This is a genomic window from Paracoccus aestuariivivens (assembly GCF_009711225.1).
Classification (GTDB): domain Bacteria; phylum Pseudomonadota; class Alphaproteobacteria; order Rhodobacterales; family Rhodobacteraceae; genus Paracoccus; species Paracoccus aestuariivivens.
Map to the genome: position 1 here is coordinate 12977 of NZ_WMIE01000009.1, position 26688 is coordinate 39664.

Sequence of the window (26688 nt, forward strand, 5' to 3'; positions counted from 1 at the left end):
ATCGGCAGTGAATCATCATCGCCACAACAAGATCGGCAGTCGAATAGCCGAAACCCGAGGCAGTGATGACAAAACATGACACCAAGAACCGTGCAATTGCGCGGAAGCTACCGCTTAACCAGATCCTGGCCGGCGATTGCGTCGAAGTCATGAATTCGCTGCCGGCGAAGAGTGTGGATCTCATCTTTGCTGATCCACCGTACAACTTACAGTTGAAAGGTGAATTGCACCGACCGGATAATTCGCGCGTCGATGCTGTCGACCAACACTGGGACCAGTTCGCCGGTTTCGCAGCTTATGACCGCTTCACCCGCGACTGGATGGCTGCGGCGCGCCGTATCCTGAAACCAGACGGGGCGATCTGGGTCATCGGTTCCTATCACAACATCTTCCGCGTCGGGGCCGAACTTCAGAATCAGGGTTTCTGGATTCTGAACGATGTCGTCTGGCGCAAGACCAATCCGATGCCCAACTTCCGTGGCAAGCGCCTGACCAACGCGCATGAGACGATGATCTGGGCCTCGAAGACCGAAAACGCGAAATACACCTTCAACTACGAAGCGCTGAAGTCGTTGAACGAAGGTGTGCAGATGCGCTCAGATTGGGTGCTGCCCATCTGCACGGGCGGCGAACGGCTGAAGGACAAAGGGGGCGCAAAGGCGCATCCGACCCAAAAACCCGAAGCATTGCTGCACCGTCTTCTGGTCGGTTCGACCAATCCCGGAGACGTGGTGCTGGACCCGTTCTTTGGCACCGGTACCACGGGTGCGGTCGCCAAGATGCTGGGCCGCGATTTTATTGGGATCGAGCGCGAAGAATCCTATCGCGAGGTCGCGGCCAAGCGTATCTCCCGCGTGCGCAAATTCGACAACGAGGCTTTGGTCACCACCAAGGCCAAGCGTGCCGAGCCGCGCGTGCCCTTTGGTCAGGTGGTCGAGCGTGGGATGTTGCGCCCCGGCGAAGAACTTTTCTCGATGGACAGTCGCCACAAGGCCAAGGTCCGCGCCGATGGCAGCCTGATCGGCAACGACGTCAAGGGCTCGATCCATCAGGTCGGCGCGGCGCTCGAGGGCGCACCGACCTGCAACGGCTGGACCTATTGGCACTTCCGGCGCGAGGGGAAAATGGTTCCTATCGATACGCTGCGCCAGCAGATCCGTGCCGAGATGGAGGCTGACAAGGGGCGTCCCAACTAAGGTTTCGCCGCGTCCCGAAGATCCGCGAGCTCTGGCGCGGCCGGGACTTCCTAACCCCGTCCTGCGGAACTCCGCCGGGCGGGGTCTTTTTGTTCGCGCCCCAGCTAAAGTGCTCCGCGTGGTTCGGGCAGGGAGCCGCGGTTATACTCGCTCCAATCCGTGATTTCGGGATAGAACTGGCGCCGCCATGCGCGGACGCGCGGATTCATCCTGCGGCGCCATAGCGGAGGCACCATCGCGAGAAAGGTCATCGCGGGATAGCCAAATGGCAATTGCGGCGCTTCCTCGGCGTCATAGGTTTGCAGCAGGGGAAAGCGGCGGTCGGGTTTGTAGTGATGATCCGAGTGGCGCTGGAGGTTGATCAGCAGCCAGTTCGTCGCGGTATGGGACGAGTTCCAGCTATGCCGCGGCAGGACATGCTCATAACGGCCATTGCCCAGATATTTGCGGGTCAGGCCGTAATGCTCGACATAGTTGGTTAATTCGAGCTGCCAGACCGCGATAAAAGCTTGCCAGACGAATAGCGCGATCCCCTGCCAGCCGCCCAGAAGCAAGGCCAGCCCCAGCATTGCCAATTGCAACGCGCCATAGCGCCAGAACGGATTGCGACGGTCGAATTTTGACCGCCCCGAGCGGACCAGACGCCTTGTCTCGGCGTGCCAGGCGCTGACCGGACATTCGTACAACACGCGGATAAAGTAGCGGAAAAAACCCTCGTTATAGCGCGCCGAAACGGCATCGCGAGACGTTGCGACCCAGCTATGATGGACCAGCAGATGTTCCGTCCGGAAATGCGAATAAAGTGTCGAGGCCAGCAGAAGGTCGCCAAGCCAGCGCTCGAGCGGATTCTTCTGGTGCAGCAACTCGTGTGAGTAGACGATCCCGATGGTCCCCGAGGCAACGCCGATGCCAAAGAACAGCCCCAGTTTTTCCCAGCCGGTAAACGCGGAATGCGTCGCGAACCAGATCCCGCCAAAGATCATCACCGCCTGAACGGGGAACCAGATGATGGTGATGGCGCGATACCAGAATAACTGCGCCTCGGGGGTTTCGGTGTCGGGGTTTTCCTCGTTCAGGCCCAGTACGGCGTCGAGCATGGTCATCACATACCACGCGTAAAGCGGCATCAACGCGAACCACCAGCCGCCAAAGCGGAACGCGATAATCGCAAGGGGAACCATCCCCAGTGAAAGCCAGAACGGCAGGGCATCGATCAGACGGTTGCGGGAGGCATTCTGCATGGATCAATCATCACGGGTTGGATGCTGGCTGGCCTTCGCGATCGGGGATCGCTGGCGGGCTTGAATGGGTTGGACAAGCGACCAGGCTTTACGCATCAGGCCAGGCAGGGCGCTTGGACTGAACTTGTCAATCGCCACAAGCCTGCCCCGAACCGGAGGCGTGGTCAACTTGGCCGTCATCACCGTCAGATCCAGCGCGAAATGGGTGAAAACGTGCCGGACCAGTCCACTATCCTGCCAATCTGCCATTGCCGGAGGCTCAAGCGCCGAGCCGTCCCATCCGGTCGAGGGGAAAGCCAATGTGCCGCCCAGAAGGCCTTTTTCGGGCCGCGTCTCGACCAGAACCGCATCCTGCGTGAAGCCGATCCAGACCGTTCCAGCCCGCTGCGGCTTGGCTTTCTTCGGGGCTTTGCGTGGCAGTTCGGCGGCGATGCCCTGAATCCTTGCCTGACAGCCGTTATTGACCGGACAGATGCCGCAGGCCGGATTGCGGGGGGTGCAGATCGTCGCGCCAAGGTCCATCATGGCTTGGGCATAGTCCCCCGGACGCGCCGCCGGAGTCAGTAGCCCGGCCAATTCGTAGATCTCGGGTTTCGAGGCGGGCAGGGGCGTCTCGAGCGCGAACAGGCGCGAGATGACCCGCTCGACGTTCCCGTCCACCACTGTCTCGGGCAGGTCGAATGCGATGGCGCTGATCGCCGCCGATGTATAGGGGCCGATGCCGGGCAATGCTGCCAGCCCGTCACGGGTCGTGGGAAATGCGCCCAAGGCCGATACGGTTCGGGCGCAAGCGACCAAGTTGCGGGCGCGGGCATAGTAACCAAGTCCGGCCCATTCGGCCATGACCTGCGAATCTTCGGCAGCGGCAAGATCGTGGACCGTGGGCCAAAGGCTGGTGAAACGTTCGAAATAGGACTTTACCGCGGCCACCGTGGTCTGTTGCAGCATCACTTCGGACAGCCAGACGCGGTAGGGATCGGTCTGGCCCTGTCCCGGAAGACTGCGCCATGGCAAAATACGGGCATGGCGATCATACCAGTCGAGCAATTCCACCGATATCACCCTCGAGTCACGCAATTTTCAGTTTCTCCACTCTGGCGTCCGGGCGCGGCTCGGTCCAGACTGCGCGCCAGATTAATCATATGGTCACCGCATGGCCCAGAAGAAACCCGACAGTGCTCCACGCCGCCGCATGCGCGGTTTCGAGGCTGCAGCCCAGCTTGTCGCGCATCGGGTCCGTTCGGTAGGTGAATCGCGTGGTTTCGCCGTAGCGCGATTGCTGACCAACTGGGCCGAGGTGGTCGGCCCCGAAATCGCAGCCTATGCACGCCCCGTCAAGATCAGCCACGGCAAGGGGTTCGGCGCGACGCTGACCCTGCTGGTCTCTGGCGCGCGCGCCCCGATGATCAATATGCAGCTTGAGCTGATCCGGCAGCGGGTGAATGCCTGTTACGGCTTCAACGCGGTGTCGCGGATTGCGCTGACCCAGACTGCGCCGACCGGATTTGCGGATGCGTCGGGTTTTGCCGAGGAGCAGGCGGGCTTTTCCGGACCCCGCAGCACTGCCCCGACCAGTCCCGTTCAGGCGGCCCGTGCCGACGAGATCGCGCAGGGCTTTGACGATCCCCGCCTTTCCGCCGCGATGCGGCAGATGGCTTTGAATATCCTGTCCCGCAAGGGCACCAACGACCGAAAGGCCTAACTCATGAACCCCAATCGCCGCTCACTGATCGCCGCCGCCACTGCGGCGCTGACCATCGCCGCGGTCTCTCCGGTTCTGGCGCAGGAAGCTGCTCCGGCACAGGCCGAGGAGAAGATGCCCGAAGGCAAGATCCTTGAGGATATCGTGCTGGGCAAGGCCGATGCACCGGTCACCATCGTCGAATATGCAAGCTTTACCTGCAGCCATTGCCAGGCCTTCCACGAAGAAAACTGGCCGAAGCTGAAAGCCGAGTATGTTGAGACCGGCAAGGTCAAGTTCATCCAGCGCGACGTGTATTTCGACGCTGTCGGCCTGTGGGCGGGCATCCTTGCACGCTGCGGTGGTGATGCGAAATATTACGCCGTCTCGGATCTGCTGTTCGATGACCAGAAAGTCTGGCTGGCCGGTAAATCGGGCGACGAGATCGCCGCCAATCTGCGCAAGGTCGGGGCCAAAGCGGGCATGACGCCCGAGCAGATGGACGCGTGCTGGGCCGACAAGCAGATGGTCTCGGATCTTGTGGCGACGTTCCAGAAGAACTCGACCGCCGACAAGATCGAAGGTACGCCGACTTTCATCATCAATGGCGAGACGGTCCAGAACCAGCCTTGGGATGACATGAAAAAGATCATCGACGCCAAAGTTGCCGAGGCCGAGAAGAAGTAATGACTCCACTTGCCGGCCTGAAGGTCGTCGAGCTGGCACGTATTCTGGCCGGTCCTTGGGCCGGCCAGATTCTTGCCGATCTGGGCGCGACCGTCATCAAAGTGGAAGCGCCCGAAGGCGACGACACGCGTCGCTGGGGACCACCCTTCATCGAACATCAAGGCGAGCAATCTGCCGCCTATTTCCACGCGACCAACCGCGGTAAGCGCTCGGTTGTTGCCGATTTCCGGACCCCCGAAGGGCAGGCAAAGGTCCGCGAATTGCTTGCCGACGCCGATATCGTGATCGAGAATTTCAAGGTCGGCGGGCTGGCAAAATACGGGCTGGATTACGCCTCGTTGGCGGCTGATTTTCCGAAGCTGGTTTATTGCAGCGTGACCGGCTTTGGACAGACGGGGCCTTATGCGCATCGCGCGGGTTATGATTACATCATCCAGGGCATGTCCGGCATGATGAGCATCACCGGTGAGCCCTCGGCCCAACCGCAAAAGGTCGGGGTTGCGGTTGTTGACGTCTTCACCGGTGTCTATTCGGTTGTCGGCATTCTGGCTGCTCTCAACCAGCGGAACGCGACCGGCCGCGGCCAGCATGTTGATATGGCGCTTTTCGATGTCGCGACTGCCGTGATGGCCAATCAGGCGATGAATTTCCTTGCGACCGGAACTCCGCCCTCCCGATTGGGGAACGCCCATCCGAACCTTGTGCCCTATGCGGTGTTCGATTGCGCCGATGGCTGGATCATCATCGCGACCGGCAATGACGGCCAGTTCAAACGCCTGTGCGCGGTGCTTGGTCTGCCCGCGTTGGCCGAGGCGCCCGCCTATGCCAGCAATGCGGGACGGGTCGAAAATCGCGAGGCGCTGACTGCGGCGCTGTCAGCCGTTACAGTGACATGGAAACGCGACGATCTGCTTGCCGCACTTGAGGAACAGGGGGTTCCTGCCGGACCGATCAATGACATGGCCGATGTCTTTGCCGATCCGCAGATCATCGCGCGAGGGCTTCGGATTTCGCCCGAGGGGGTTCCGGGCGTGCGCCTGCCGATCCGTTTCTCGGAAGGTGAGCTAAGCCTTGAGCGCGCGTCACCGCGGCTGGGCGAGGCGGATCACAGCCCGAGCGTCTGAAGCCGGTCGTCTAAGGCCGCAGCATCGTCCAGCTCAAGCCGGACAGGCAGTGCCAGAACCTGCGACCGGAAATGACGCGGCAATCGCGCCGCGTCCTTTTCCGTCGTGACTAGCTGGGCCCCGAGAAGGCGCGATTCGGTTTCCAATCGGGTCAATAGGGCAGGAGTGAAGGGCTGGTGATCCTCGAGCGGCTCGGCACGGACGATTTCCGCGCCAAGGCCACGCAATGTCGCGAAGAACTTTTCGGGATGGCCGATCCCCGCAAAGGCCAGAACGCGTTGGCCTTGCCAGTCCATGCCGGTCTGCAGCGGCGCGAGCCTGCCTTTGAGATGCGGCAAGGATAGGCTTCGCTCCCATTGTGTGGCGAATGCGTTCTGCTGCGCGGTCTCGCCGATCGAAAGCAGCAGGTCAGCGCGAGCCAAGCCCCGATCGACGGGCTCGCGCAACGGACCGGCGGGCAGGCAAAGTCCGTTCCCAAAGCCCTTGGCCGCATCGACGACCACCAAAGATAGATCATGCGCAAGTGACGGATCCTGAAAGCCGTCATCCAGCAGGATCGCCTGGGCGCCGTCTGCAACGGCGGCCTTTGCCCCTTCGATCCGCTGGTCCGAAACCCATACCGGCGCGAAAGCTGCCATCAGCAACGGCTCGTCACCAACCTGCTCGGCGCGGTGGCGGGCTTCCTCTACCCGAAGCGGGCCTTTTTCCGAGCCGCCAAAGCCGCGCGACACGATGTGCAATGCAACACCGCGTTCCAGCAAGCGTTGGGCCAGCATGATCGCTGTCGGCGTCTTGCCCGTCCCGCCCGCATTGATATTGCCGACGCAGATCACCGGCACTCCAACCTTGTTCCGCGCACCTTTTGCGATGCGGCGGGCTGTACCTGCCGCGTAAAGCGCCCCCAATGGGGACAGCGCGCGCGCCGCCAGACCCGGACTGCGGAACCAGAAATCGGGTGCGCGCAGGTTCATTGGCTGCTCTCCATCGCGTCGATTACCGCATCGGCTATCCGTCGGATCACGGCCGCACCGCCGGTACTGACCGACCATGCGTTTCCGGCCAGCATTGCCGCCTGATCCGGAGCCGTCAGATCCGCAACAGCACGGCTAAGGGTCTCGGCGTCCGTCACGGAGCGCGCGGCCGAGGCACCGGTGAGCTGAAGCCATTCGGCGGCAAACGGGGCAGAGATCGGCCCGTGGATGATCGCCGAGCCAAGCGCTGCGGGCTCAAATGGATGACGTGGCGCAAGGCCCGGACCCGGCAACAGTGTCCCGCCCATGAAACAGACCGGCGAAAGCCTGTACCACAATCCCATTTCATAGGGGTCATCCGCGATCAGGACGTGATCATCCGCCATCGGATCTTCATCCTCCGAGCGAAGCACCGCGGCAAGGCCCTGCGACTCGGTCTCGGCGCGGATCCGGGGGACCAGTTCCTCGGGCAGGCCGGCAAGGATCAGCAGCGCGCGGTGATTGTGCTGCAGCGCTGCCTGATGTGCCTGCAGCAGGATGCGGATCTCGGGCATGGTCGGAGCGGCGGCCAGCCAGACGTGCCGCCCGCGGAGGATCTGGGCCAATGCCGCCCGCTCGGCCTCGTTCGCGTGCAATGGCGGCAAGGTCTCGGTCACCGGACCGACGATCTCGATACGGTCCGGATCGGCACCAAGTTGGCGGGCGGCCGCCCCTGTCGTAACGTCAGGGACAAGGATGTTGCTGATGCAGCGGATCAGACCCCGGTTGACGATGCCGCGCCAGCTGCCCCGACCGCCTTGATTGAGCAGCCGTGCTTCGGCCAGAACGATGGGCAAGCGACGATCGGCCATTCCCGCAATCAGTGACGAGGGCATCCGGTCGCCCAGCAGCACCAACCCGCCGGGGCTCAGAACGTCTAATGCAGCGCTGACGGCAGCCGGATCGTCAGGCAAAACCAGACGCGTTTCGCGCAGGTCCGGCGGAATCTGCCCTTCGGTCGGGGTGGCACCAGTAAAGACAAAGCGCAGTCGCGGGCGGCGCGACACCATCGCCTTGACAAGACCGCCGACGGGCAAGGGATCGTCGGCATTTTCCGACAGGTGGACAAGAACCAATGGCCCGTCGCCGGGAGGAGCCGAAACCGGCCCGACCGGACCTTGCCCTGATGCCGCGCGTCGCCGCAAATGCAGCCAAAGCGCCATCGAGGAGGTCATTTGTCCCGGCGAGGGCATGATGGATCAGCCCTTGCGCGCAGTTCAGCCGCCGAGTTCTTCGGTCGCGCTGATCTCGCGCTCTTCGTCGCGCAGGCGGTGAAGATGGGCGATGAAATAGCGGGTATGGGCACTGTCCACCGTGCGTTGCGCCTCGGCTTTCCAAGCCGCGAACGCGGAACTGTAATCGGGGAAAATTCCGACGACATGGATATTGTTTGTGTCGCGGAATTCCGTGCGGGACGGGTCCACGAGTTCGCCTCCGAAGACGAGGTGAAGACGTTGCGCCATCTTGTTTCTCCTGCTGTCGCAATCCGGCGCGACCCTACCCGAGGGGCGTGGCGGAACCAAGGGCAATCGGCCCGATGACGGGCGAATGCGGGCGTTTCAAGCGGTCGTCATCAGGTTTGCCATGATTGGTGCGGGCGGCGGGACTCGAACCCGCACAGGCTTGCGCCCCAGGGTGTTTAAGACCCATGCGTCTACCATTCCGCCACGCCCGCGCCAGCCTGTTGGCTAGCGGGCGCAGCGGGAATTGGCAAGTCAGTAGCTGCGTGTCGGGCGGTCGAAAACCTTGCGGCCCATCAACGAACCGACTAGATCGACCATCAACTTGGCGGTGCGACCGCGATCGTCAAGAAATGGGTTCAGCTCGACCAGATCCAGCGAGGTCATCAGACCGGATTCGTGCAGCAATTCGCAGACGAGATGCGCCTCGCGGAACGTCGTGCCTCCGGGAACGGTCGTGCCGACGGCGGGCGCGATCGAGGGGTCAAGAAAGTCGACGTCAAGGCTGACATGTAGCAGGCCGTTTTGCGCGCGGACCCGATCCAGAAACGCGCGCAGGGGCGCCGCGATGCCCTGTTCGTCCAGCACCCGCATGTCGTTCACGGTGATCCGGGTTTCCTTCAGCGCGGCATGTTCCGCCGGATCGACCGAGCGGATACCGAACATGCAGATATTCTCGGCCGGAACCGGCTCGGGGAAGGGAGGGAAGGGCTCGAACCCTGCGCGCCCTGCGGCATAGGCCATCGGCGTGCCATGCAGGTTCCCAGAGGTCGTGCTTTGCATCGTGTGGAAGTCGCTATGCGCATCCAGCCATATCACGAATAGCGGCCGCCCCGCTGCCCTGGCATGCGAAGCGACCCCTGAAACCGTGCCCAAGGACAGCGAGTGATCGCCACCCATGAAGATCGGCATCCCATCCGTCATGGCGGTCGTTGCAACCGCGGACAAGGCCTCGGTCCATGCAATTACCTCGGGCAGGTGATGCACGGCGGGGTTGGCGCAGGTCTGGTCCCGCCCTTCAGCGGGGATGACGTCGCCGCGGTCCTCGACCGTGTGGCCAAGCTCGGACAGGGTGTCGGCGAGGCCCGCGACGCGATAGGCGGCCGGCCCCATTAGGCACCCGGCGCGGCGCTGGCCTTCATCGACGGGGCAACCGATCAGGATGCAATGGGTCATCGTTCCTCCTGCTGGATTTCGCAGTCACAACGCAAGGAGATCAGCTACGGATCCCCTTGAAACGCTCTTGCCATTCGTCGCGGTCCTCGTCGCTGATCTTGGCGAAAAGAACTTCGGGTGTGGTGAAGGCGTGTCCTGCGGGCAGCGTCGCCAGCGCCGTGCGGGCATCCGCAGGCCAGTCACGGTCGTCGGTCTGCATCGCGGCCAGCATCGCATCCGCCGCAAAGGGGATGAAAGGCGCGGACAGCACCGCGTAAAGCCGGATCAGATTCAGGCCCAGTCGGACCTGCATCGCTGCCTTTTCGGGGTCGGTCTTGAAGGTCGACCACGGCGCCGCCGTTTGCAGATATTCGTTGCCCAGCACCCAGATCGCGCGCAGTTCACCAGCCGATTTGCGGATCTCCATCCCGTCCATGAAGCCTTCATAGGCGCGGATGCGGGCGGTCAGGGCGTCAAGCAGGGCCTCTTCCTCGGGGCCATAGCTGCCGCCCTCGGGGATGACCTCGCCGAACTTGCTACGGCAGAATTTGGTGATGCGGCTGACGAAGTTGCCCAGCACATCGGCCAGATCCTTGTTCACCGATTGCTGGAAATTGTCCCAGGTGAATTCGCTGTCGCCGGATTCCGGGGCATGGCTCAGCAGCCACCAGCGCCAGTAATCGGCGGGCAGGATCGACAAAGCCTGATCCATGAACACGCCGCGACCTTGCGAGGTGCTGAACTGGCCGCCGTCATAGGTCAGGTAGTTGAAGGACTTGATGTAATCGACCAGCTTCCACGGCTCGCCCGAGCCGATGATCGTCGCAGGGAAGCTAAGCGTATGGAAAGGCACGTTATCCTTGCCCATGAACTGGGTGTAGGTGACGTCCTCGGCGCCCTCGTCCAGACGCCACCAGCGGCGCCATTCGCTGTCGGGCTGGCCCTTGGCGTCGGTGCCTTCGGCGGTGCCGGCGATATATTCGATGGGCGCATCGAACCAGACATAGAAGACCTTGCCCTCCATCCCCGGCCAAGGCTGGTCGCCCTTCTGGACCGGGATGCCCCAGTCGAGGTCACGGGTGATGCCGCGATCCTGCAACCCGTCACCATCGTTCAGCCATTTGCGGGCGATCGAGGTGGTCAGGATGGGCCAGTCCTTCTTGCTGTCGATCCACGAGGCGATCTGGTCCTTCAGCGCGCGCTGGCGCAGGTAAAGGTGCTTGGTCGCGCGGACTTCCAGATTGGTGCTACCGCTGATCGCCGAGCGCGGCTCGATCAGGTCGGTCGGGTCAAGCTGCTTGGTGCAGTTCTCGCATTGATCGCCGCGCGCCTTGTCATAGCCGCAATTCGGGCAGGTGCCCTCGATATAGCGGTCGGGCAGGAAGCGACCGTCGTCGATGGAGTAGACTTGCTTTTCCTCGACCTCGGTGATCCAGCCGTTTTCATCAAGTTTCCCAGCAAAATGCTGGGTCAGGACGTGGTTGCGCGGGCTGGAGGAGCGGCCGAAATGGTCAAAGGACAGACCGAAATTACGGGCGATCACGGCTTGGGTCTCGTGCATCTCGGCGCAGTAATCCGCGACCGGCTTGCCAGCTTTCTTAGCGGCGAGTTCGGCGGGTGTGCCGTGTTCGTCCGTGGCGCAAATAAACATGACCTCATGCCCACGTTCCCGCAGATAGCGCGCGTAAAGGTCCGCCGGAAGCTGCGAGCCGACGAGGTTTCCAAGATGCTTGATCCCGTTGATATAGGGGATCGCCGAGGTGATGAGATGCCGGGCCATGGGATGCGTCCTTTTGATCGGCGCCATGTCTAGCCGCGAAGCGCCAAGATGGAAAGTCCTGCGGGCGTTGCATGACCGCAGGGCGCAACGCAGGCATGCGAAAATCGCGGAGAGGCCTGCAAATGCTGGGTTTGGTCGGACACGGGCCGTACACAGGCTGTACACCGCGCGTACACAGATCGTGCAGCGCAACCTTGCCGTCAGCGAGTGGCTCGTCAGTCATGAGATATCCGTGGAAACTCATAAAAACCATGACGCTGCGGTACGAAACCTGTCCTTTTCCTCTGATTGAATTGGCTGCTCTTGTATTCCTGAGGGCGGACGACGATGTGGGCGTGGCTGAAATTGCCGAAACACTCGTAGGGCATCTGCAAATGGAAGTCGTCGTACTCTTCTTGATCGTGGCAGTTGTTCTGGTTGCTGTGTTTGGCGGCAAGAAACGGAAAACTCTGCGATCCCCAAGCGCCGGATCGTCGGCATCGGGCGACAACGTCATCCCCTTTGACGCAGGACGGGCTAAGCCGGTTATCGGCAAACGAACCCTCGAAGGTGCGGCTCGTGTGGTTGATGGGGATACGATCGTCATCCAGAAAACGCAGATTCGCCTTTTCGGAATTGATGCCGCGGAGTTCAATCATCCTTATGGGAAGAACGCCAAATGGGCTTTGGTTTCTCTTTGTAAGGGACAAGCGATCCGGGCAGAGTTGATCGCGCAGGATGTTCATGGGCGCAGGGTGGCCAAATGTTTCCTGCCTGATGGTCGTGATTTGTCTGCGGAAATGGTCAAGCTGGGCTTGGCATTGGACTGGGCCAAATTCTCGGGCGGAAAATACCGGTCGCTTGAGACTTCGGATGCCCGGAAGAAACTTTGGCTCGCGGATGCTCGTCAAAAGGGGCGAATGGCGGTCTGGGATCAGTTCGATGCCAAACAGGCTGCTGGGCGAAACCCGAACTAAGTGCAGTCGAATTTAGATGTATGAGCCTGACTTTGCTGTCACGGCGCGTTGCAACGTCGCGGCCACTCCGGCGCTTAGGGGCTTGGTCCCCGCGAGGATGTCCGCAATCGGGAACCAGCCTGCGTCCAGGGCGTCATCGGCGGCGAGGGGATCGCCCGAGACATAGTCGCACAGCACCGCGGCCAGCAGGAAATGGAAGCGCAGCGTGCCATCGGGCTCACGCTCGATCATGTCGATATTATCGAGATAGGCGCGGGGGCGGGCGATGACGCCGGTTTCCTCGCTGAGTTCGCGGGCGGCGGCGTCAAGCGCGGTCTCGCCGGGTTCGACATGGCCGCCGGGGAAACCCCAAAGGCCCGCATCGGGCGGATTCCTGCGCTGGACCAACAGGACCCGGTCGCCGTCCAGCAGAACGGCCAAGGCGGCGAGCCGGGGGAAATGTGCCAACTTAGCGCCGACGGTCGCGGCGCGAGCTCATCGGCTGGAAGGCGACGCCGACATGGGCCTCGCAATAGGGTTTGCCCGCGACAGAGGGTAGACCGCAGAACCAGAACTTGTCGGTCGCCGGATCGCCGATCGGCCATTTGCAGGTGCGCTCGGTCAGATCCATCAGCGACAGCTTGCGGGCGCGCTTCTCGACCTCGCGGACCGAGGCAAGCGCCTCGGGGCTGATCTCGTTGGCCGAGGGCTGCGGCGGCAACGGCTGTCCTGCGGGCACGATGGGCCGCCGGTTGAAGTTGACCGGTTGGGGGGCAACCGTAGGCTCGGCCTGCGGTGCCGGAGCCGCGGCTGCGGGCTTGGGCGCAGGCTCAGGGGCCGGTTTCGGCTGGGGCGCAGGTGCGGCAGCCGCAGAGGGCTGGGGCGCGGGCTTCGCCTCGGGGGTAGGTGCAACAGGCATTTCGGTGCCGTCCTCGTTACGGTTCGACAGGCCAAGGCGGTGAACCTTGCCGATCACGGCATTGCGGGTGACTCCACCCAGTTCTTTTGCAATCTGGCTGGCCGACTGGCCTTCGGCCCACATGCGTTTCAGCGTCTCGACGCGCTCATCGGTCCAGGACATGGCTTGCCTTTCCTGCACCGGGCCTTCCCGGTGCTCTCTCGTGCTAGTGGCTTCAATTCCGCAGAACCCGGTCTTAAACCGGCGAAAGCCAGATTTACCCGTCCGACGCCATAAATTCAAGGAGCGCAGATGCAACCTCGTCCGTCCAGCCCAGGTTTTCGCCAGATGGGCATTCGCCGCTTCGGTCGCGTCAACTGGATCGGCCTTGGAACGCTTTGTCGCCGCGAGATAATGCGCTTCATGAATGTCTGGCAGCAGACCATTTTCGCGCCGCTGATGACGGCAGGATTGTTCGTTGTCGTCTTTGCGCTGGCCTTGGGGCGGGATCGCGGCGAGGTCATGGGCATGCCGTATCTGGAGTTCCTCGGGCCGGGCATCCTGATGATGACGGTGATCCAGAACGCCTTCGCCAATACCTCGTCCAGCATCATCTCGTCGAAAATGCAGGGAAATATCGTGGACACCCTGATGCCGCCTTTGTCTGCGGCCGAAATCCTGACCGGCTATCTGTCGGGGGCCGTGGTACGCGCGCTGATCGTCGCTATCGTCATCGCGCTTGGTTTGGCCCTGCTGATCGGGCAGGGCGTCGCGCATCCGCTATGGGCGCTGAGCTTTGTGGTTCTGGGTGCGCTGCTGATGGGTGGGCTTGGGCTGCTGGGCGGCATCATCGCGCAAAAATTCGACCAGATGGCGGCGATCTCGAATTTCATCGTCACGCCGCTGTCGTTTCTGTCGGGCACTTTCTATTCGGTCGAGGCGCTTCCCCAGCCCTTTGCCACGCTCGCGCACTGGAATCCGATCTTCTATCTGATTGACGGCGCAAGATATGGCTTCTCGGGGGCGTCGGATGCGCCGCCGATGCGGGGATTGATTGTTTGCGGACTGACGGTCGCATTGGTGCTGTTCACGGCGTGGCGCTGGCTGCGCTCGGGCTATCGGATGAAGGCGTAAATTCCGTTGCGTAAGTCTGTTTTCCGCGCTATGCGACCGACATGATCAATCGGACCGCATATATCGCCCGTCCCCGACGTTGATTTTTCAACGCCTGATCCTGCCTGCCTTACCGTCATTACTGGTGCCGCCGATATAGCGGCCAATGTCTGCAAAAGGACAACTCCATGATTCCGCACGTCCTGCCGACCTATAATCGCGCCAACCTTGCCTTTGAACGTGGCGAGGGAAGCTGGGCCATCGCAACCGATGGAACCCGATATCTGGATCTTGGCGCCGGGATCGCGGTGAACTCGCTGGGTCATGCCAATCCCGAACTGGTCGCGACCCTGACAGAGCAGGCCGGAAAGATCTGGCATGTTTCGAACCTGTACAACATCCCCGAGCAAGAGCGGCTTGCCGATCTGCTGATCGAGCACACCTTTGCCGATACGGCGTTCATTACCAATTCCGGCACCGAAGCAGCCGAACTGGCCATCAAGATGGTCCGCAAGTTCTGGTCCGAATCAGGCGATTCCGACCGGTTCGAGATCCTGACCTTCGAGGGGGCTTTCCACGGCCGCTCGACCGGTGCCATTGCGGCTGCTGGCTCCGAGAAGATGGTCAAGGGTTTTGGTCCGCTGATGCCCGGCTTCCGGCAGTTGCCCTGGGGCGAAATGGAGGCGCTGAAGGCCGCGATCTCGGATCGGACCGCCGCCGTCATGGTCGAGCCGTTGCAGGGCGAAGGCGGGATTCGTCCGCTTTCGGACGCAGACCTGCGCCTGATTCGCGAACTTTGCGACCAGACCGGCGCGCTGCTGGTGCTGGACGAGGTACAGTGCGGCATGGGCCGGACGGGCAAGCTGTTCGCCCATGAATATGCCGGTATCACGCCCGATATCATGATGGTTGCCAAGGGCATCGGCGGCGGCTTCCCCCTTGGGGCGGTTCTGGCCACCGAGGCGGCGGCAAGCGGCATGGTCGCGGGGACGCATGGCTCGACCTATGGCGGCAATCCCTTGGCTTGTGCCGTCGGCGCGAAAGTCATGGAAATCATCGCCGCGCCGGAATTTCTGGCCGAGGTGAACCGCAAGGCAGGTCTGCTGCGCCAGAAGCTCGAAGGGCTGGTTGCTGCGCATCCCGATGTCTTCGAAGGGATTCGCGGGCAAGGGCTGATGCTGGGGCTGAAATGCATCGTTTCCCCCGCCGATCTGGTGAAGGCCGGCTATGCCGAGCATATCCTGACGGTTCCGGCCGCCGACAGCACGTTGCGTCTGTTGCCGCCGCTGAACATCAGTGACGAAGACATCGCCGAGGCGGTGGCGCGGCTTGACCGTGCCGCCAGCAGGCTTGATGCCTGAGATCGGTTCTTCGGGCTTTGAAACAGGTCGAGGTCTGCCCGGTCGGGCAGGCCGATTGCCCAAGATTTTCCATGGCGCGTCTACGCGTCCCTTTCGGAACTGCACGAGGTCGCGCGCAATGGCGCGACTCCGATGAGGTCGGGCTTAGCGCGGATCAGCGAAAACGGGCTTTGGCCTTGACCTATTGCCGGCAACGCGGCTTCCTTGCCGGATCAATCCGAAAGACAGTAACAAATGAATAGTTTTCTCGACATCCATACCACCGACAAGGCGGAACTGCGCGGCATGATCGATGCGGCGCGTCGGATGAAGAATGCCCGCAATGGCCAACCGAAAGGCACTCCGGATGCGGACGCGCCGCTGAAGAACCGGATGGTTGCGCTGATTTTCGAAAAACCCTCGACCCGCACACGCGTCAGCTTCGATCTGGGCGTCCGGCAGATGGGCGGGCAGACCATGGTTCTGTCCGGCAAGGAAATGCAACTGGGCCATGGCGAAACCATCGCGGATACGGCCCGTGTGCTGTCGCGCTATGTCGATCTGATCATGATCCGGACCTTCGAAGAGGCGACCTTGCTGGAAATGGCGGAATACGCCAGCGTTCCGGTGATCAACGGTCTGACCAACCGTACCCATCCCTGTCAGGTGATGGCCGACGTCATGACCTTCGAGGAACATCGCGGCCCCATTGCAGGCAGGAAAGTGGTCTGGTCGGGTGACGGCAACAATGTCTGTGCCAGCATGATTCATGCGGCCGGTCAGTTCGGATATGATTTCACATTCACTGGTCCGTCGACCTTGGACCCCGAAAGCGAGGCGCTGGAGTTCGCCCGTGCGCAGGGCGTTCAGGCGATTGTCGAACGTGATCCCGTGAAGGCCGTGCAGGGTGCCGATCTGGTTGTGACGGATACCTGGGTGTCGATGCACGATCCGCAATCGGCCCGTGAGCGTCGGCATAACCAGCTGCGGGGCTATCAGGTCAACGAGGCGTTGATGGGTCAGGCGAAAGCAGACGCATTGTTCATGCATTGCCTGCCTGCCCATCGCGACGACGAGGTGACGAGCGCGGTGATGGATGGCCCGAACTCGGTCATCTTTGACGAGGCAGAGAACCGTTTGCATGCCCAGAAGGCCGTCATGCGCTGGTGTCTGGGCGTCTGACGAAACTTCGCTGCCGCGATTTCCGCGGCAGGTCGGGTACGAATGGAATGGGCGCGGCAGGAATGCCGCGCCTTTTCAGTCTTCGCGGAAGGCTCGGGTGAAGTAATCGCTGAGCGGTTTCACGAGATAGGCGAACGGACTGCGTTCGCCGGTTTTGACATAAACCTCGACCGGCATGCCGGGAACCAGATCCAGATCTTTCAGCTTGGCGCGTTCTTCGGCCGGAATGGTCACTTCGGCGCGGTAATAGGGCAGGTGGGTCGCCTGATCCACCAGCGTATCCGCCGAAATGCGGCTGAGAACTCCGTCGATCTCGGGTGTCGTGCGCGACGAGAAGGACGAGAAGCGCAATACCACCTCTTGGCCGGGATGGACCTCGTCGACATTGATCGGCGCGACGCGGGCGGCAACGACAAGCGGGCGATCCTGCGGAATGATATACATGATCGGGTCCGCCGCGCGAATGACCGAGCGTGGCGTCGTGATCTGCAATTCCTGCACGATGCCCGATACCGGTGCGCGGATCTCGAGTCTTGCGACCTGTTCGGTCAATGAACGACGGCGCTCGGCCAGTTCCAGCTCGCGGTAGCCAAGGTCGCGCAATTCGGTTTCGGCCTGTTCGCGATAGGCGGCGGATTTTTCCAGCCGCGATAGATCTATCTCGGCCAATTGGGTTTCGGCCTGAGCGCGATTCGCGGTCGTCTCGCCCAGAAGGCCGTCCAACCGCGCTGCCTCGCGTTCCAGCGCAAGGACGCGTGACGCCTGAGCGAGGCCCTTGTCCAGCAAGGTGCGCTGGTCGCGCAGTTCTTCGGCGATGAAATCGCGTTGCTGTTGCAGGGCGGCGCTTTGGGCGTCGATGCCCTGAACCTGCGATGTGACCTGTTCGGATTGTTTCGAAAGCTGGCCCAGCGATTGGCCAAGCGTGTCGAGACGTGCGCGGAACAGGCTTGTCTGGCCTTTCAGGAGGTTGTCCAGATCGGGGCGGCTGCGTGCCTCGGAGACGAGTTCCTCGGGGAAGGTGATCTCGGTCAGGTCGGCGCGTTCGGCCTCGAGGCGGCCGCGGCGGGCGAGGATTTCGAAATACTGCCCCTCGACGATGGCAAGTTCGGTGCCCAGCAACGCGCCATCCAGCCGGATCAGGGGTTGGCCTGCGACGACGGTTTCACCCTCGTGTGCGAGGATCTCGGCGACGACGCCGCCATCGGGATGCTGGACGACCTGCCGGCGCTGTTCGACCTCGACCTGACCCGAGGCCACGACGGCCCCTGCGATACGGGCGGTGATCGACCAGATCCCGAACCCTCCGACCAGAAGGGCAAGTGCGACCAGACCCAGGATAATCGAACCGCGTGCCGACCATTCCGGACGAGACGCCGGAGGCGCGGGCGGAAGCGGCACGCTTGCGGGACCGCTGGTTTGCGCGACCGGAATCGGCGGATTCGGGGTGGAGATGCGGGGATCGTTCACGATACGCCTCCGCCCTGACCTTGGGTTCGGGTGATTTGTTCGGCGTTGCGTACCATGGATTTCAGCACCTCGTCGCGTGGTCCGAAGGCGCGGCGCATGCCTTGATCCATCATCAGCAGCAGATCGCATTCGCTGATCGCGGCAGGTCTGTGAGCCATGATGATGACCGCTCCGCCGCGCGCCTTGATATTGCGGATCGCGATGTTCAATGCCGCCGAACCTTCGTTGTCCAGATTCGAGTTGGGCTCGTCCAGGACGAAGATGACCGGATCGGCATAAAGCGCGCGGGCAAGTCCGATCCGTTGGATTTGGCCGCCTGACAGGCGCCCGCCCGTCTGGGTCACGGGCGTGTCATAACCCAGCGGCAGGTCCAGAATCATCTGGTGCGCCGCCGCCGCCGTGGCGGCCGCAACGATGCGTTGCGGGTCGGGATTGGTGGCAAGGCGGGCGATGTTCTCGGCGATGGTGCCGTCAAACAGCGTCACCTGTTGTGGCAAATAGCCGATCAACGCGCCAAGAACGTCTGGGTCGTATTGATCCAGCGTCGCGCCATCCAGCCGGATCGAACCACCGGCAACCGGCCAAGCCGAAATCAGCGCGCGGGCTAGCGTCGATTTGCCTGCTCCGGATGGTCCGATGACGCCCAAGGCCTGACCGGGTGCGACATCGAAGCTGACTCCGCGCAGGGTGGCGACGTTCTGTCCCGGCGGGACGACGCTGAGATTGCGGATTTCAAGGCGGGCCTGCGGCCTTGGCAGCGGTGTCCGCGCGACGGGGGGCGGGCGGCGCGACAAAAGGCCCGCGAGCCGGTTCCAGCCGTCCTGCGCGCGTTGCACCATCGGCCAGCCACCGACGATCTGTTCGATCGGAGACAAGGCGCGGCCCATCAGGATCGACGAGGCGATCATCGCCCCCGGCGTCACCTGCTGCTTCAGGACCAGATAGGCCCCCGCCGCCAGCAGGGCGCTTTGCAGGAACAGGCGGAAACTACGCGAGAATACGGTGAAACCTGTAGCGCGGTCCTGCCCCTCCATCGCGGCTTCGGTAGCGCGGTCGCGAGCGGCCTGCCAGCGCCGGAATGTCGCGTTCCGCATACCGAGCGAGCCGATCAGCTCGCCTTCGTCGCGGAAAACATCGGACATGCGATCCGAGGTTTGCGAGGCCACCGCAGCCTTTTGCAGTGATTCGCGGCTGAGCCATTGGTTCAGCAGGGTCGTGCCAACAAGAATGAGCAGACCTGCCGTCGCCACCGCGCCAAGCAGCGGATGGAAGATGTAAACTGCGGCCAAAAAGAACGGGGCCCATGGCAGATCGAACATAGCCATCAGGACCGGAGATCCTATCAGTCGCTGCACGGCCTCAAGATCGCGCATGCCGCCCTTGACCACCGCGTCCGAACCCGAGGCGCTGCCGTCCTGCAAGGCGGCGGTAAAGACCCGCCCCTCCATCCGTTCCTGAAAGCGTGCCGCCACGCGGGACATCACCCGACTGCGGACAAGATCAAGCACGCCCATCATCAGGAAAAGAAACACGACCAGCAGGAACAGGGCCGTCAGTGTCTCGACCGAGCGGCTTGCCAGAACGCGGTCATAGACCTGCATCATGAAAAGCGGGCCGGTCAGCATCAAAAGGTTCACGGCAAAGGAAAACAATCCGACAAAGGCGTAAAGATATCGCGCCTTGCCGCGCGCCTTGCGCAACTCGGCCTTGCCATCATGGTGCATCGGTGGCGAAGCCATGCCGGTTTCCTTCCCTTTGCTTGGCACCGGGCTTGCCCGGATTGGTCTCAGCGCATATCCCAAAGTGGAGAAGTCGAACAGGTGGATGGCGCTGGTCGGGCGGTAAAATTCCGCTCCACATCCTGCCTTTAACAGCTGAAGGTTAGCAGAATATTGAAGCGCAAGATAATCTTCACCGCCATCGTCGTTGCCGGTCTGTCGGGCTGTAGCGGACAGCCCGGAGCGGACGGCATCAACGACCCCTATGAATCGGCGAACCGTCAGGTCCACGCCTTCAATCGCGGGTTGGATTCCAACGTGGTCAAACCGCTGACATCAGGAATGTCATCGGGGGACGATAAGCCGGGAATTGGTAGCTATGCCCTTCAGGGGATAGGAAATTTCGGCTCCAACCTTGCCGAGCCCGGCAAGGCGGTGAACCATCTGCTGCAGGGAAAACCGGAGCCTGCGGTCAAGACCACGTTCCGCTTCATGGTGAACTCGACCTTGGGGCTGGCGGGTTTTCTGGATCCGGCCGCGGCCGACTTTGCGTTGCCCGAGCAGGATACCGATTTCGGTCAAACCCTCGCTGTGTGGGGTGTACCCGAGGGGGCCTATCAGGAACTGCCGCTGCTGGGACCATCGACCGAGCGCGATACCGTGGGGCGGGTCGTCGATCTGGTCATCGATCCGATGCATGCGGTGCTGAATCTGGACGAATGGCTGATCGGGCTGGGCGCACGGGCAGTCTCAAAAGCCGGTGAACGGGCCCGATTTGGTGATTCCGTTGATTCCATCCTTTATGAAAGCGCTGATAGTTACGCTCAGACGCGGCTGATCTGGTTGCAGCATCGCCGCCATGAACTTGGCGAGGAAGGAGACGAGATTGACCCTTATGCCGAATGAAACCCGTCGCGGATTTCTGGGACTGATCGGGGCCGGATTGGCTTTTTCGGTCACGCCCGCTTACGCATTGAATGAATCCCAGGCCGGCGCTCTGGTCCAGAAGTCGATGGACGAGGTCTATGGGGTGATCAACTCCGGTCAGCCACCGGCGCAGATGTACAAGTCCTTCGAGGCGATTTTCGCGCGCTATGCCGATGTGGACATCATCGCCCGTTCGGCTTTGGGACCGGCGGCACGGCAGGCGAGTCCTGCCGAGTTCGCGGCCTACAAGCAGGCTTTCCAAGGCTATATCGGCCGCAAATACGGCAAGCGCTTCCGCGAATTCATCGGTTCGAAAATCGAGGTGACGGGCGCGCGTCCGGTCAAATCCTTCTACGCGGTGACGACCGTGGCCTATCTGAAAGGTCGCAGCCCGATGGAGATGGAGTGGCATGTCTCGGACAAGTCCGGAAAGGGACGCTATTTCAATATCATCATCGAGGGCGTGAATATGCTCGCTTCCGAGCGGGCCGAGGTCAGCGCCATGTTGAGCCAGCGCAAAGGCGATATGGCGGCACTGACGGCGGACCTGCAAAAGGCGGGATGAGACGTTAACGGCGCCAATCGAAAAGGCCGGCCATAGGGGCCGGCCTTTTTGCTTATTGCTTGTAGACGCCTTCGATGCCGCGAAGGGCTTGCGCCAAGGGATCGTCGGGCGTGATTTCGGTGTCCTCGCCCAGGGATTGGGTCGATGACGTTTCCGCCGGGAATTGCGGCGGGGCGTTCCCGTTCTGAATGCCCGGATCGGGCAGGACGCGACCGGCATCGGCTGCTTGCGGTTGGGCCGAAGGGGCAGGAGCCGCGCCACCTTGCGGTTGGGGTTGGCCAAGTGCCTCGGACAGGGCTGCCGCCAAGGGGTCGGCCGAACCGTCGCCGCCACCGTCGCTGACGACCTGCGGAACAGCGCCGCTGGCATCGAAGACGAAATTGCCCAGCGATTCGACCGGCAGACCCTCGTGGATTTCGGTCATGACGGCCTGCCAGATCTCGGCGGGAAGGCCGCCGCCGGTCACGCCTTTCAGCGGTTTGTTGTCATCATTGCCCAGCCAGACGCCGGTCACATACTGGCCGGTGAAGCCGATGAACCACGCATCGCGATAGCTGGAGGTCGTGCCGGTCTTGCCTGCTGCCGGACGGTCAAGCTTGGCGCGGCCACCGGTGCCGTGCTGGATGACCTGCTCCATCATGCCGATCAGCTCGCCTGCGGCCTTTTGCGAGATGACGCGCTGGCCCATGCCGCCGGACTGGCCGATCAGGGCCTGATCGTCACCTTTGATGCGCAATTCGACCAGACCATAAGGACGCACCGCAGTGCCGCCGTTACGGATGCCCGCATAGGCGCCGGTCATGTTCAGAAGCGTCGATTCCGACGCGCCCAGCCCCAGTGCGGGGCCGCTGGCGAGATCGTTGGCAAAGCCGAAATCATGCGCGACACGGCGCACCGCATCGCGGCCCGCGATTTCCTGCAAGCGGATGGTGGCGGTGTTCAGCGATTGCGACAGGGCGCGGGTCAGCGTGACCTCGCCCATGTATTTGCGCGTGTAGTTCTGCGGCGACCAGGGCCCAGATCCACGCACATTGATGGTCAATGGCCCGTCAAGCACGCGGTCGTTCGGCCCGTAACCCTGATCCAGCGCGGCAGCATAGACAAAGGGTTTGAAGCTTGATCCGGTCTGCCGCATCGCCTGCGTCGCGCGGTTGAACGTGCCGCTGACGGTATTGTCACGGCCACCGATCATCGCGCGGACCGCACCATCGGGAGACATCACCACGACCGCCGCCTGAGCCTGCGAGCCGGGCGCGACCTTTTCATCGAAGATCCGCTTCAGGGCGCGTTCGGCGGCACGTTGGATGCGCTGGTCGAAGGTCGTCTTGATCGTGACGTCCTCGGTGGTTTCGCTGGTCAGGAAGCCCGGTCCGGCCTCCATCACCCAATCGGCGAAATAGCCACCCGCGCGGGCCGCAGCCGCTTTCGACAGAACGGCGGGATGTGCCTTGGCCTCGGCGAACTGGGCGTCGTCGAGATAGCCCTGCTCATGCATCAGCCCCAGCGTGACATTGGCGCGGTCCTGCGCCCGTTGCAGGTTCGAGGTCGGCGCGAAATAGCTGGGCGCCTTGAGCAGACCGGCCAGCATCGCTGCCTCGGAGGCATTCACCTGCGAGGCCGATTTGTCGAAATAGCGTTTTGACGCAGCTTCGAAGCCGCGCGCTCCCGCCCCCAGATACGAGCGGTTCATGTAGATGTTCAGGATGTCCTGCTTGGAGTATTTGAATTCCATCGCCAGCGAATAAGGGACTTCCTTGACCTTGCGCCAGATCGAGGACTTGCGGCACTCGGCCTCGTATTCGGTTTCCGATTTCCATTTGATCGGATCGAAGTTCTCGCCAAGGCACAGCAGCTTCGCGACCTGCTGGGTGATCGTCGAACCACCATTGCCTTCGAGCGGTCCGCGACCTTCGGCAAGGTTGATCCTAATCGCACCGGCGATGCCGCGCGGATCGACGCCAAGGTGCTGATAGAATCGCCTGTCCTCGGTCGCGACGACGGCGTTTTTCAGGACAGGGGCGATTTTATCGGCGCTGACCGTGCCGAAAGTTTCGCCACGCCATGCAAAGACCCTGCCTTCGGTGTCGAGCATGGTGACCGAACCGCGGGCACGGGCATCGAACAATGCGGAGGGTTCGGGCAGCGTCGTGTAGAAATAGAAGGTCGCCGCCGCGACCAGCGCAGCAACGGTGGCGGTCAGCCGCCAGACCGAACCCCATACCACACGCCACAGAAGCGTAATCATTCCGGTGATTCCCCGCGTCAGGAAATTCCCCCGCCGTGGTGGCTTCTGGCGGTAGATCCGCCGCTTTTTCTCGGTGGATTTCTGCACTTTTTGAGGGGCTTGGTCAAAATTGCGCTTGTCAGCGACAATCCGGCCCCTGCCGGTGGGTTTCGTCATGCCTGTTTTCCTGCCCGGCCGAGTCCCCGGCCAATTGGCGGGCAAGATACAGGAACCGGAACAGTTTGAGAACCGAGATGACCTATCAGTGAACTGCCACGGCAGCTTGCAAATGAGGCAGTTGCTGATGATTTTTTGTGCTTGTTCATCTCAACCCCTTTCAATCCCTGCTCAACTCTTGTGCTGAGCGGAAAGCCGCGCGTTTTCTGGGGCCGACACGGAACTGCTGCGACGCAGATAAAAGGTGCAGGAAACATGAAAAGACTAACCGAGATCAAACCACTGATCCCGGCGCTTGCCCTCCCGCTGATCGGGTTGGCTGTGCCGGCGATGGCGCAGGAGGCAACCGACGCGGCTGCGGCGGTTGCCGAAACGGTCGCCCCTATCGTCGATAAAGGCGACACGACCTGGATGATGGTTTCGGCCATTCTCGTCATGATGATGTCGATTCCGGGTCTTGCGCTGTTCTACGGCGGTCTGGTCCGCGCCAAGAACATGCTGTCGGTCCTGATGCAGGTCTTCACGGTGTTCTGCGTGATGTCGCTGCTGTGGGTGTGCTTCGGTTATTCGCTGGCCTTCACCGGTGCCGGCTCGGCCGAGGATGCAACCTGGTTGACCCCGTTCATCGGTGGCTTCTCGAAAGCCTTCCTTGCTGGCGTGAACACCTCGTCGCTGGCCGAGACCTTCACCACGAACGTCTTCGTGCCCGAATATGTCTTCGTGATCTTCCAGATGGCCTTCGCCTGCATCGCGCCCGCGCTGATCGTTGGTGCCACGGTCGAGCGCATGAAATTCTCGGCGATCCTGATGTTCGTCGTGATCTGGTTCTTCTTCTCGTACCTTCCGATGGCCCACATGGTCTGGTGGTGGGGCGGCCCGAGCGCCTATGACGCGCCCGCTGGCTTCCTGTTCGGCCATGGCGATCTGGACTTCGCTGGCGGTACGGTCATTCACATCAACGCCGGTGTCGCCGGTCTGGTCGCGGCGATTGTCGTCGGCCCGCGCCTTGGCTACGGCAAAGAGCTGATGGCTCCGCATAACCTGACCTTCACCTTCCTTGGCGGCTGCCTGCTGTGGATCGGCTGGTTCGGTTTCAACGCTGGCTCGAACATGGAAGCGACCGGAATTGCAGCCATGGCGATCCTGAACACCGTTGTTGCCACCGCTGCCGCTGCTCTGGCCTGGACCTTCGGCGAATGGCTGTTCCGTGGTCACCCCTCGCTGCTGGGCGGTGTTTCGGGTGCGATCGCCGGTCTTGTCGGCGTCACTCCGGCTGCCGGCTTTGTCGGCCCGATGGGCGCTATCGTGATCGGTCTGGTTGCCGGTTTCGTCTGCATGTGGTTCGTCATCAGCCTGAAATCCAAGCTGGGCATCGACGAAAGCCTTGATGTCTTCGGTATCCACGGTGTCGGCGGCATCATCGGCGCGATCCTGACGGGCGTCTTCGCCGCGCCGTCGCTGGGTGGTTCGGGCATCTACGACTACTCGGTCGAAGCAGTCGGCGCGACCTACGACATCGGCGGGCAGGTCTTTACCCAAGCCCTTGGCGTCGTGGTCTGCGTGGTCTGGTCCGCAGTCGTCTCGTTCGTTGCGCTGATGATCGTCAAAGCGGTGATCGGTCTGCGCGTTCAAGCCAATGACGAACGTCAGGGCATGGACATCACCACCCATGGCGAGAACGCCTACAATAACTGAGGGACGGTCGTCTGAAATGAAAAGCCCGGCGAAAGCCGGGCTTTTTGCGTTTCGCTGTCCAGGTAAAGGTCAGGACAGGCGGGAAACCACGTAATCCGCCAGATCCGAGAGAATCATCCGCAACTCGTGGTCAGGGGCGATCTTCAAAGCGGATTTGGCACGTTCGGCCCAGGCGATAGCATCGGCCCGCGCGGCGTCCAGCGCACCTCGGCGTTGAAGTGTTGCCAGCGCGGTTTCGAGATCGCTGTCATCTTGCTGGCCCTTGCCGATGGTGCGCTGCCAGAAGGCGAGCTCCTCGGCGTCGGCTGCGGCGATGGCCTTGATGACCGGCAGGGTCAGCTTGCGTTCGCGGAAATCGTCGCCGACGTTCTTGCCGATTACGGTGGTAGACCCGCCGTAATCCAGCAGGTCATCGACAATCTGGAAGGCAATTCCCAGCGCGTCGCCATAATCGAACAACGCTTGCTGAACCGCCTTGTCCGTGCCCGAGATGACCGCTCCGACCTCGGTCGCGGCCGAGAACAGCGCCGCCGTCTTGCCGCGCACGATCTGGATGTAGGTGTCTTCTGACGTGGTGACGTCCTGTGCGGCGGTCAGCTGCAGTACCTCGCCTTCGGCGATCGTGGCGCTGGCATTGGCAAGGATGCGCATGACTTCCATGCTGTCGGTGTCGGCCATCAACTGGAAGCTGCGCGCGAAAAGATAATCGCCAACGAGGACGCTGGATTTGTTATCCCACAAAAGGTTCGCCGTCGGGCGGCCACGGCGCTGTTCGCTTTCATCGACCACATCGTCGTGCAGCAATGTCGCAGTGTGGATGAATTCGACCGCAGCGGCCAACAGGATGTGACTGTCGCCCTGATAGCCGCAAAGCCGAGCAGCAGCGAGGACCAGCATCGGGCGCAGGCGTTTGCCACCTGCCTCGACCAGATGTGCGGTCACCTCGGGAATGCGGGGCGCGTGACGGCTGGCCATCCGCTCGCGAATGAGCGTGTTGACTGCGGCCATGTCGCTTGCCAGTTCATTGGAAAGCCGGTCAAGCGGCTTCGAGACGTTTTCGTTCATGCCCATGTGCCATTCCCTTCTTCCCGCAAGCCATTGCCACGGCATGGA

The 26688-nt window shown here is 62.0% G+C and carries 24 protein-coding genes and 1 tRNA gene; 11 read left to right on the forward strand and 14 right to left on the reverse strand.

The genetic code is table 11. The features are described 5' to 3' along the window. Positions 1-65 precede the first annotated feature (65 nt). On the forward strand, positions 66-1196 hold the full coding sequence (locus GL286_RS14430) for a site-specific DNA-methyltransferase (RefSeq protein WP_155096286.1): 1131 nt from the start codon (positions 66-68) through the stop codon (positions 1194-1196). A gap of 104 nt (positions 1197-1300) precedes the next feature. Here GL286_RS14430 and GL286_RS14435 read toward each other — a convergent pair whose 3' ends face one another. Beyond that, positions 1301-2437: an alkane 1-monooxygenase gene (locus tag GL286_RS14435; RefSeq protein WP_155096287.1), complete on the reverse strand. Its 1137-nt coding sequence runs from the start codon at positions 2435-2437 to the stop codon at positions 1301-1303. 3 nt (positions 2438-2440) lie between these two features. Beyond that, complete coding sequence (locus tag GL286_RS14440) at positions 2441-3496, reverse strand: A/G-specific adenine glycosylase (RefSeq protein ID WP_343038905.1); 1056 nt, start codon at positions 3494-3496, stop codon at positions 2441-2443. 94 nt (positions 3497-3590) lie between these two features. On the opposite strand from GL286_RS14440, the gene GL286_RS14445 reads away from it, so the two are divergent. The 3 genes from GL286_RS14445 to GL286_RS14455 are packed head-to-tail and all read left to right on the forward strand — an operon-like array spanning position 3591 to position 5929. Further along, positions 3591-4139: a DUF721 domain-containing protein gene (locus GL286_RS14445; protein ID WP_246184964.1), complete on the forward strand. Its 549-nt coding sequence runs from the start codon at positions 3591-3593 to the stop codon at positions 4137-4139. Between the two features lie 3 nt (positions 4140-4142). Next, positions 4143-4805, forward strand: a complete 663-nt coding sequence (locus GL286_RS14450; protein WP_155096289.1) for a DsbA family protein — start codon at positions 4143-4145, stop codon at positions 4803-4805. Then, a complete protein-coding gene (locus tag GL286_RS14455) occupies positions 4805-5929 on the forward strand; it encodes a CaiB/BaiF CoA transferase family protein (protein WP_155096290.1) in 1125 nt (374 codons plus the stop codon). Before GL286_RS14450 ends, GL286_RS14455 begins: the two co-directional genes overlap by 1 nt. Here the strand turns inward: GL286_RS14455 and lpxK are convergent. The 6 genes from lpxK to metG all read right to left on the reverse strand — a co-directional run bounded on the left by lpxK (position 5911) and on the right by metG (position 11334). After that, entirely contained in the window at positions 5911-6900 is a 990-nt protein-coding gene (lpxK, locus tag GL286_RS14460) for a tetraacyldisaccharide 4'-kinase (RefSeq protein WP_155096291.1), read from the reverse strand. The genes GL286_RS14455 and lpxK overlap by 19 nt on opposite strands. After that, positions 6897-8132 (reverse strand): 3-deoxy-D-manno-octulosonic acid transferase, encoded by a 1236-nt coding sequence (locus GL286_RS14465; protein WP_155096292.1) that lies wholly within the window; start codon positions 8130-8132, stop codon positions 6897-6899. The genes lpxK and GL286_RS14465 overlap by 4 nt, the downstream gene beginning before the upstream one ends. Before the next feature lie 24 nt (positions 8133-8156). Beyond that, positions 8157-8402, reverse strand: a complete 246-nt coding sequence (locus GL286_RS14470; RefSeq protein WP_155096293.1) for a DUF4170 domain-containing protein — start codon at positions 8400-8402, stop codon at positions 8157-8159. 126 nt (positions 8403-8528) lie between these two features. Beyond that, positions 8529-8614: transfer RNA gene (locus GL286_RS14475), tRNA-Leu, on the reverse strand. Positions 8615-8654: 40 nt separating this feature from the next. Next, on the reverse strand, positions 8655-9575 hold the full coding sequence (gene rocF, locus GL286_RS14480; RefSeq protein ID WP_155096294.1) for an arginase: 921 nt from the start codon (positions 9573-9575) through the stop codon (positions 8655-8657). A gap of 40 nt (positions 9576-9615) precedes the next feature. Continuing rightward, positions 9616-11334, reverse strand: coding sequence for a methionine--tRNA ligase (metG, locus tag GL286_RS14485; RefSeq protein ID WP_155096295.1), 1719 nt, complete (start codon positions 11332-11334; stop codon positions 9616-9618). A gap of 251 nt (positions 11335-11585) precedes the next feature. Here metG and GL286_RS14490 point away from each other — a divergent pair, with 251 nt between their 5' ends. After that, positions 11586-12290, forward strand: coding sequence for a thermonuclease family protein (locus GL286_RS14490; RefSeq protein ID WP_246184965.1), 705 nt, complete (start codon positions 11586-11588; stop codon positions 12288-12290). A 12-nt stretch (positions 12291-12302) separates the two neighbouring features. On the opposite strand, the gene GL286_RS14495 is transcribed toward GL286_RS14490, so the two are convergent. Next, complete coding sequence (locus GL286_RS14495; RefSeq protein WP_155096296.1) at positions 12303-12737, reverse strand: NUDIX hydrolase; 435 nt, start codon at positions 12735-12737, stop codon at positions 12303-12305. Position 12738: 1 nt separating this feature from the next. Further along, the gene (locus GL286_RS14500; protein ID WP_155096297.1) at positions 12739-13350 is read right to left on the reverse strand and encodes a GcrA family cell cycle regulator; all 612 of its coding nucleotides are present in this window, start codon (positions 13348-13350) and stop codon (positions 12739-12741) included. Positions 13351-13479: 129 nt separating this feature from the next. Between GL286_RS14500 and GL286_RS14505 the strand changes: the two genes are divergently transcribed. From GL286_RS14505 to argF, 3 genes are all read left to right on the forward strand, one after another. Continuing rightward, positions 13480-14301 (forward strand): ABC transporter permease, encoded by an 822-nt coding sequence (locus GL286_RS14505; protein ID WP_155096298.1) that lies wholly within the window; start codon positions 13480-13482, stop codon positions 14299-14301. 167 nt (positions 14302-14468) lie between these two features. Further along, positions 14469-15641, forward strand: coding sequence for an aspartate aminotransferase family protein (locus tag GL286_RS14510; protein WP_155096299.1), 1173 nt, complete (start codon positions 14469-14471; stop codon positions 15639-15641). Positions 15642-15875: 234 nt separating this feature from the next. Then, complete coding sequence (argF, locus tag GL286_RS14515; RefSeq protein ID WP_155096300.1) at positions 15876-16802, forward strand: ornithine carbamoyltransferase; 927 nt, start codon at positions 15876-15878, stop codon at positions 16800-16802. 75 nt (positions 16803-16877) lie between these two features. Here argF and GL286_RS14520 read toward each other — a convergent pair whose 3' ends face one another. Together GL286_RS14520 and GL286_RS14525 are read right to left on the reverse strand one after the other, a co-directional pair. Next, a complete protein-coding gene (locus GL286_RS14520; RefSeq protein ID WP_170295217.1) occupies positions 16878-18200 on the reverse strand; it encodes an HlyD family type I secretion periplasmic adaptor subunit in 1323 nt (440 codons plus the stop codon). Between the two features lie 65 nt (positions 18201-18265). Continuing rightward, positions 18266-20008, reverse strand: a complete 1743-nt coding sequence (locus GL286_RS14525) for a type I secretion system permease/ATPase (protein ID WP_155096301.1) — start codon at positions 20006-20008, stop codon at positions 18266-18268. 153 nt (positions 20009-20161) lie between these two features. Between GL286_RS14525 and GL286_RS14530 the strand changes: the two genes are divergently transcribed. Next, a complete protein-coding gene (locus tag GL286_RS14530) occupies positions 20162-20893 on the forward strand; it encodes an MlaA family lipoprotein (protein WP_155096302.1) in 732 nt (243 codons plus the stop codon). Next, positions 20883-21479 carry an MlaC/ttg2D family ABC transporter substrate-binding protein gene (locus tag GL286_RS14535; protein WP_155096373.1) on the forward strand — a complete coding sequence of 199 codons (597 nt, stop codon included), beginning with the start codon at positions 20883-20885 and terminating at the stop codon, positions 21477-21479. Before GL286_RS14530 ends, GL286_RS14535 begins: the two co-directional genes overlap by 11 nt. 52 nt (positions 21480-21531) lie before the next feature. On the opposite strand, the gene GL286_RS14540 is transcribed toward GL286_RS14535, so the two are convergent. Continuing rightward, positions 21532-23880, reverse strand: coding sequence for a transglycosylase domain-containing protein (locus tag GL286_RS14540; RefSeq protein WP_155096303.1), 2349 nt, complete (start codon positions 23878-23880; stop codon positions 21532-21534). A gap of 255 nt (positions 23881-24135) precedes the next feature. Between GL286_RS14540 and GL286_RS14545 the strand changes: the two genes are divergently transcribed. Beyond that, positions 24136-25575 carry an ammonium transporter gene (locus GL286_RS14545; RefSeq protein WP_155096304.1) on the forward strand — a complete coding sequence of 480 codons (1440 nt, stop codon included), beginning with the start codon at positions 24136-24138 and terminating at the stop codon, positions 25573-25575. Between the two features lie 69 nt (positions 25576-25644). Here GL286_RS14545 and GL286_RS14550 read toward each other — a convergent pair whose 3' ends face one another. Next, positions 25645-26646, reverse strand: a complete 1002-nt coding sequence (locus GL286_RS14550; protein WP_155096305.1) for a polyprenyl synthetase family protein — start codon at positions 26644-26646, stop codon at positions 25645-25647. Positions 26647-26688 lie beyond the last annotated feature (42 nt).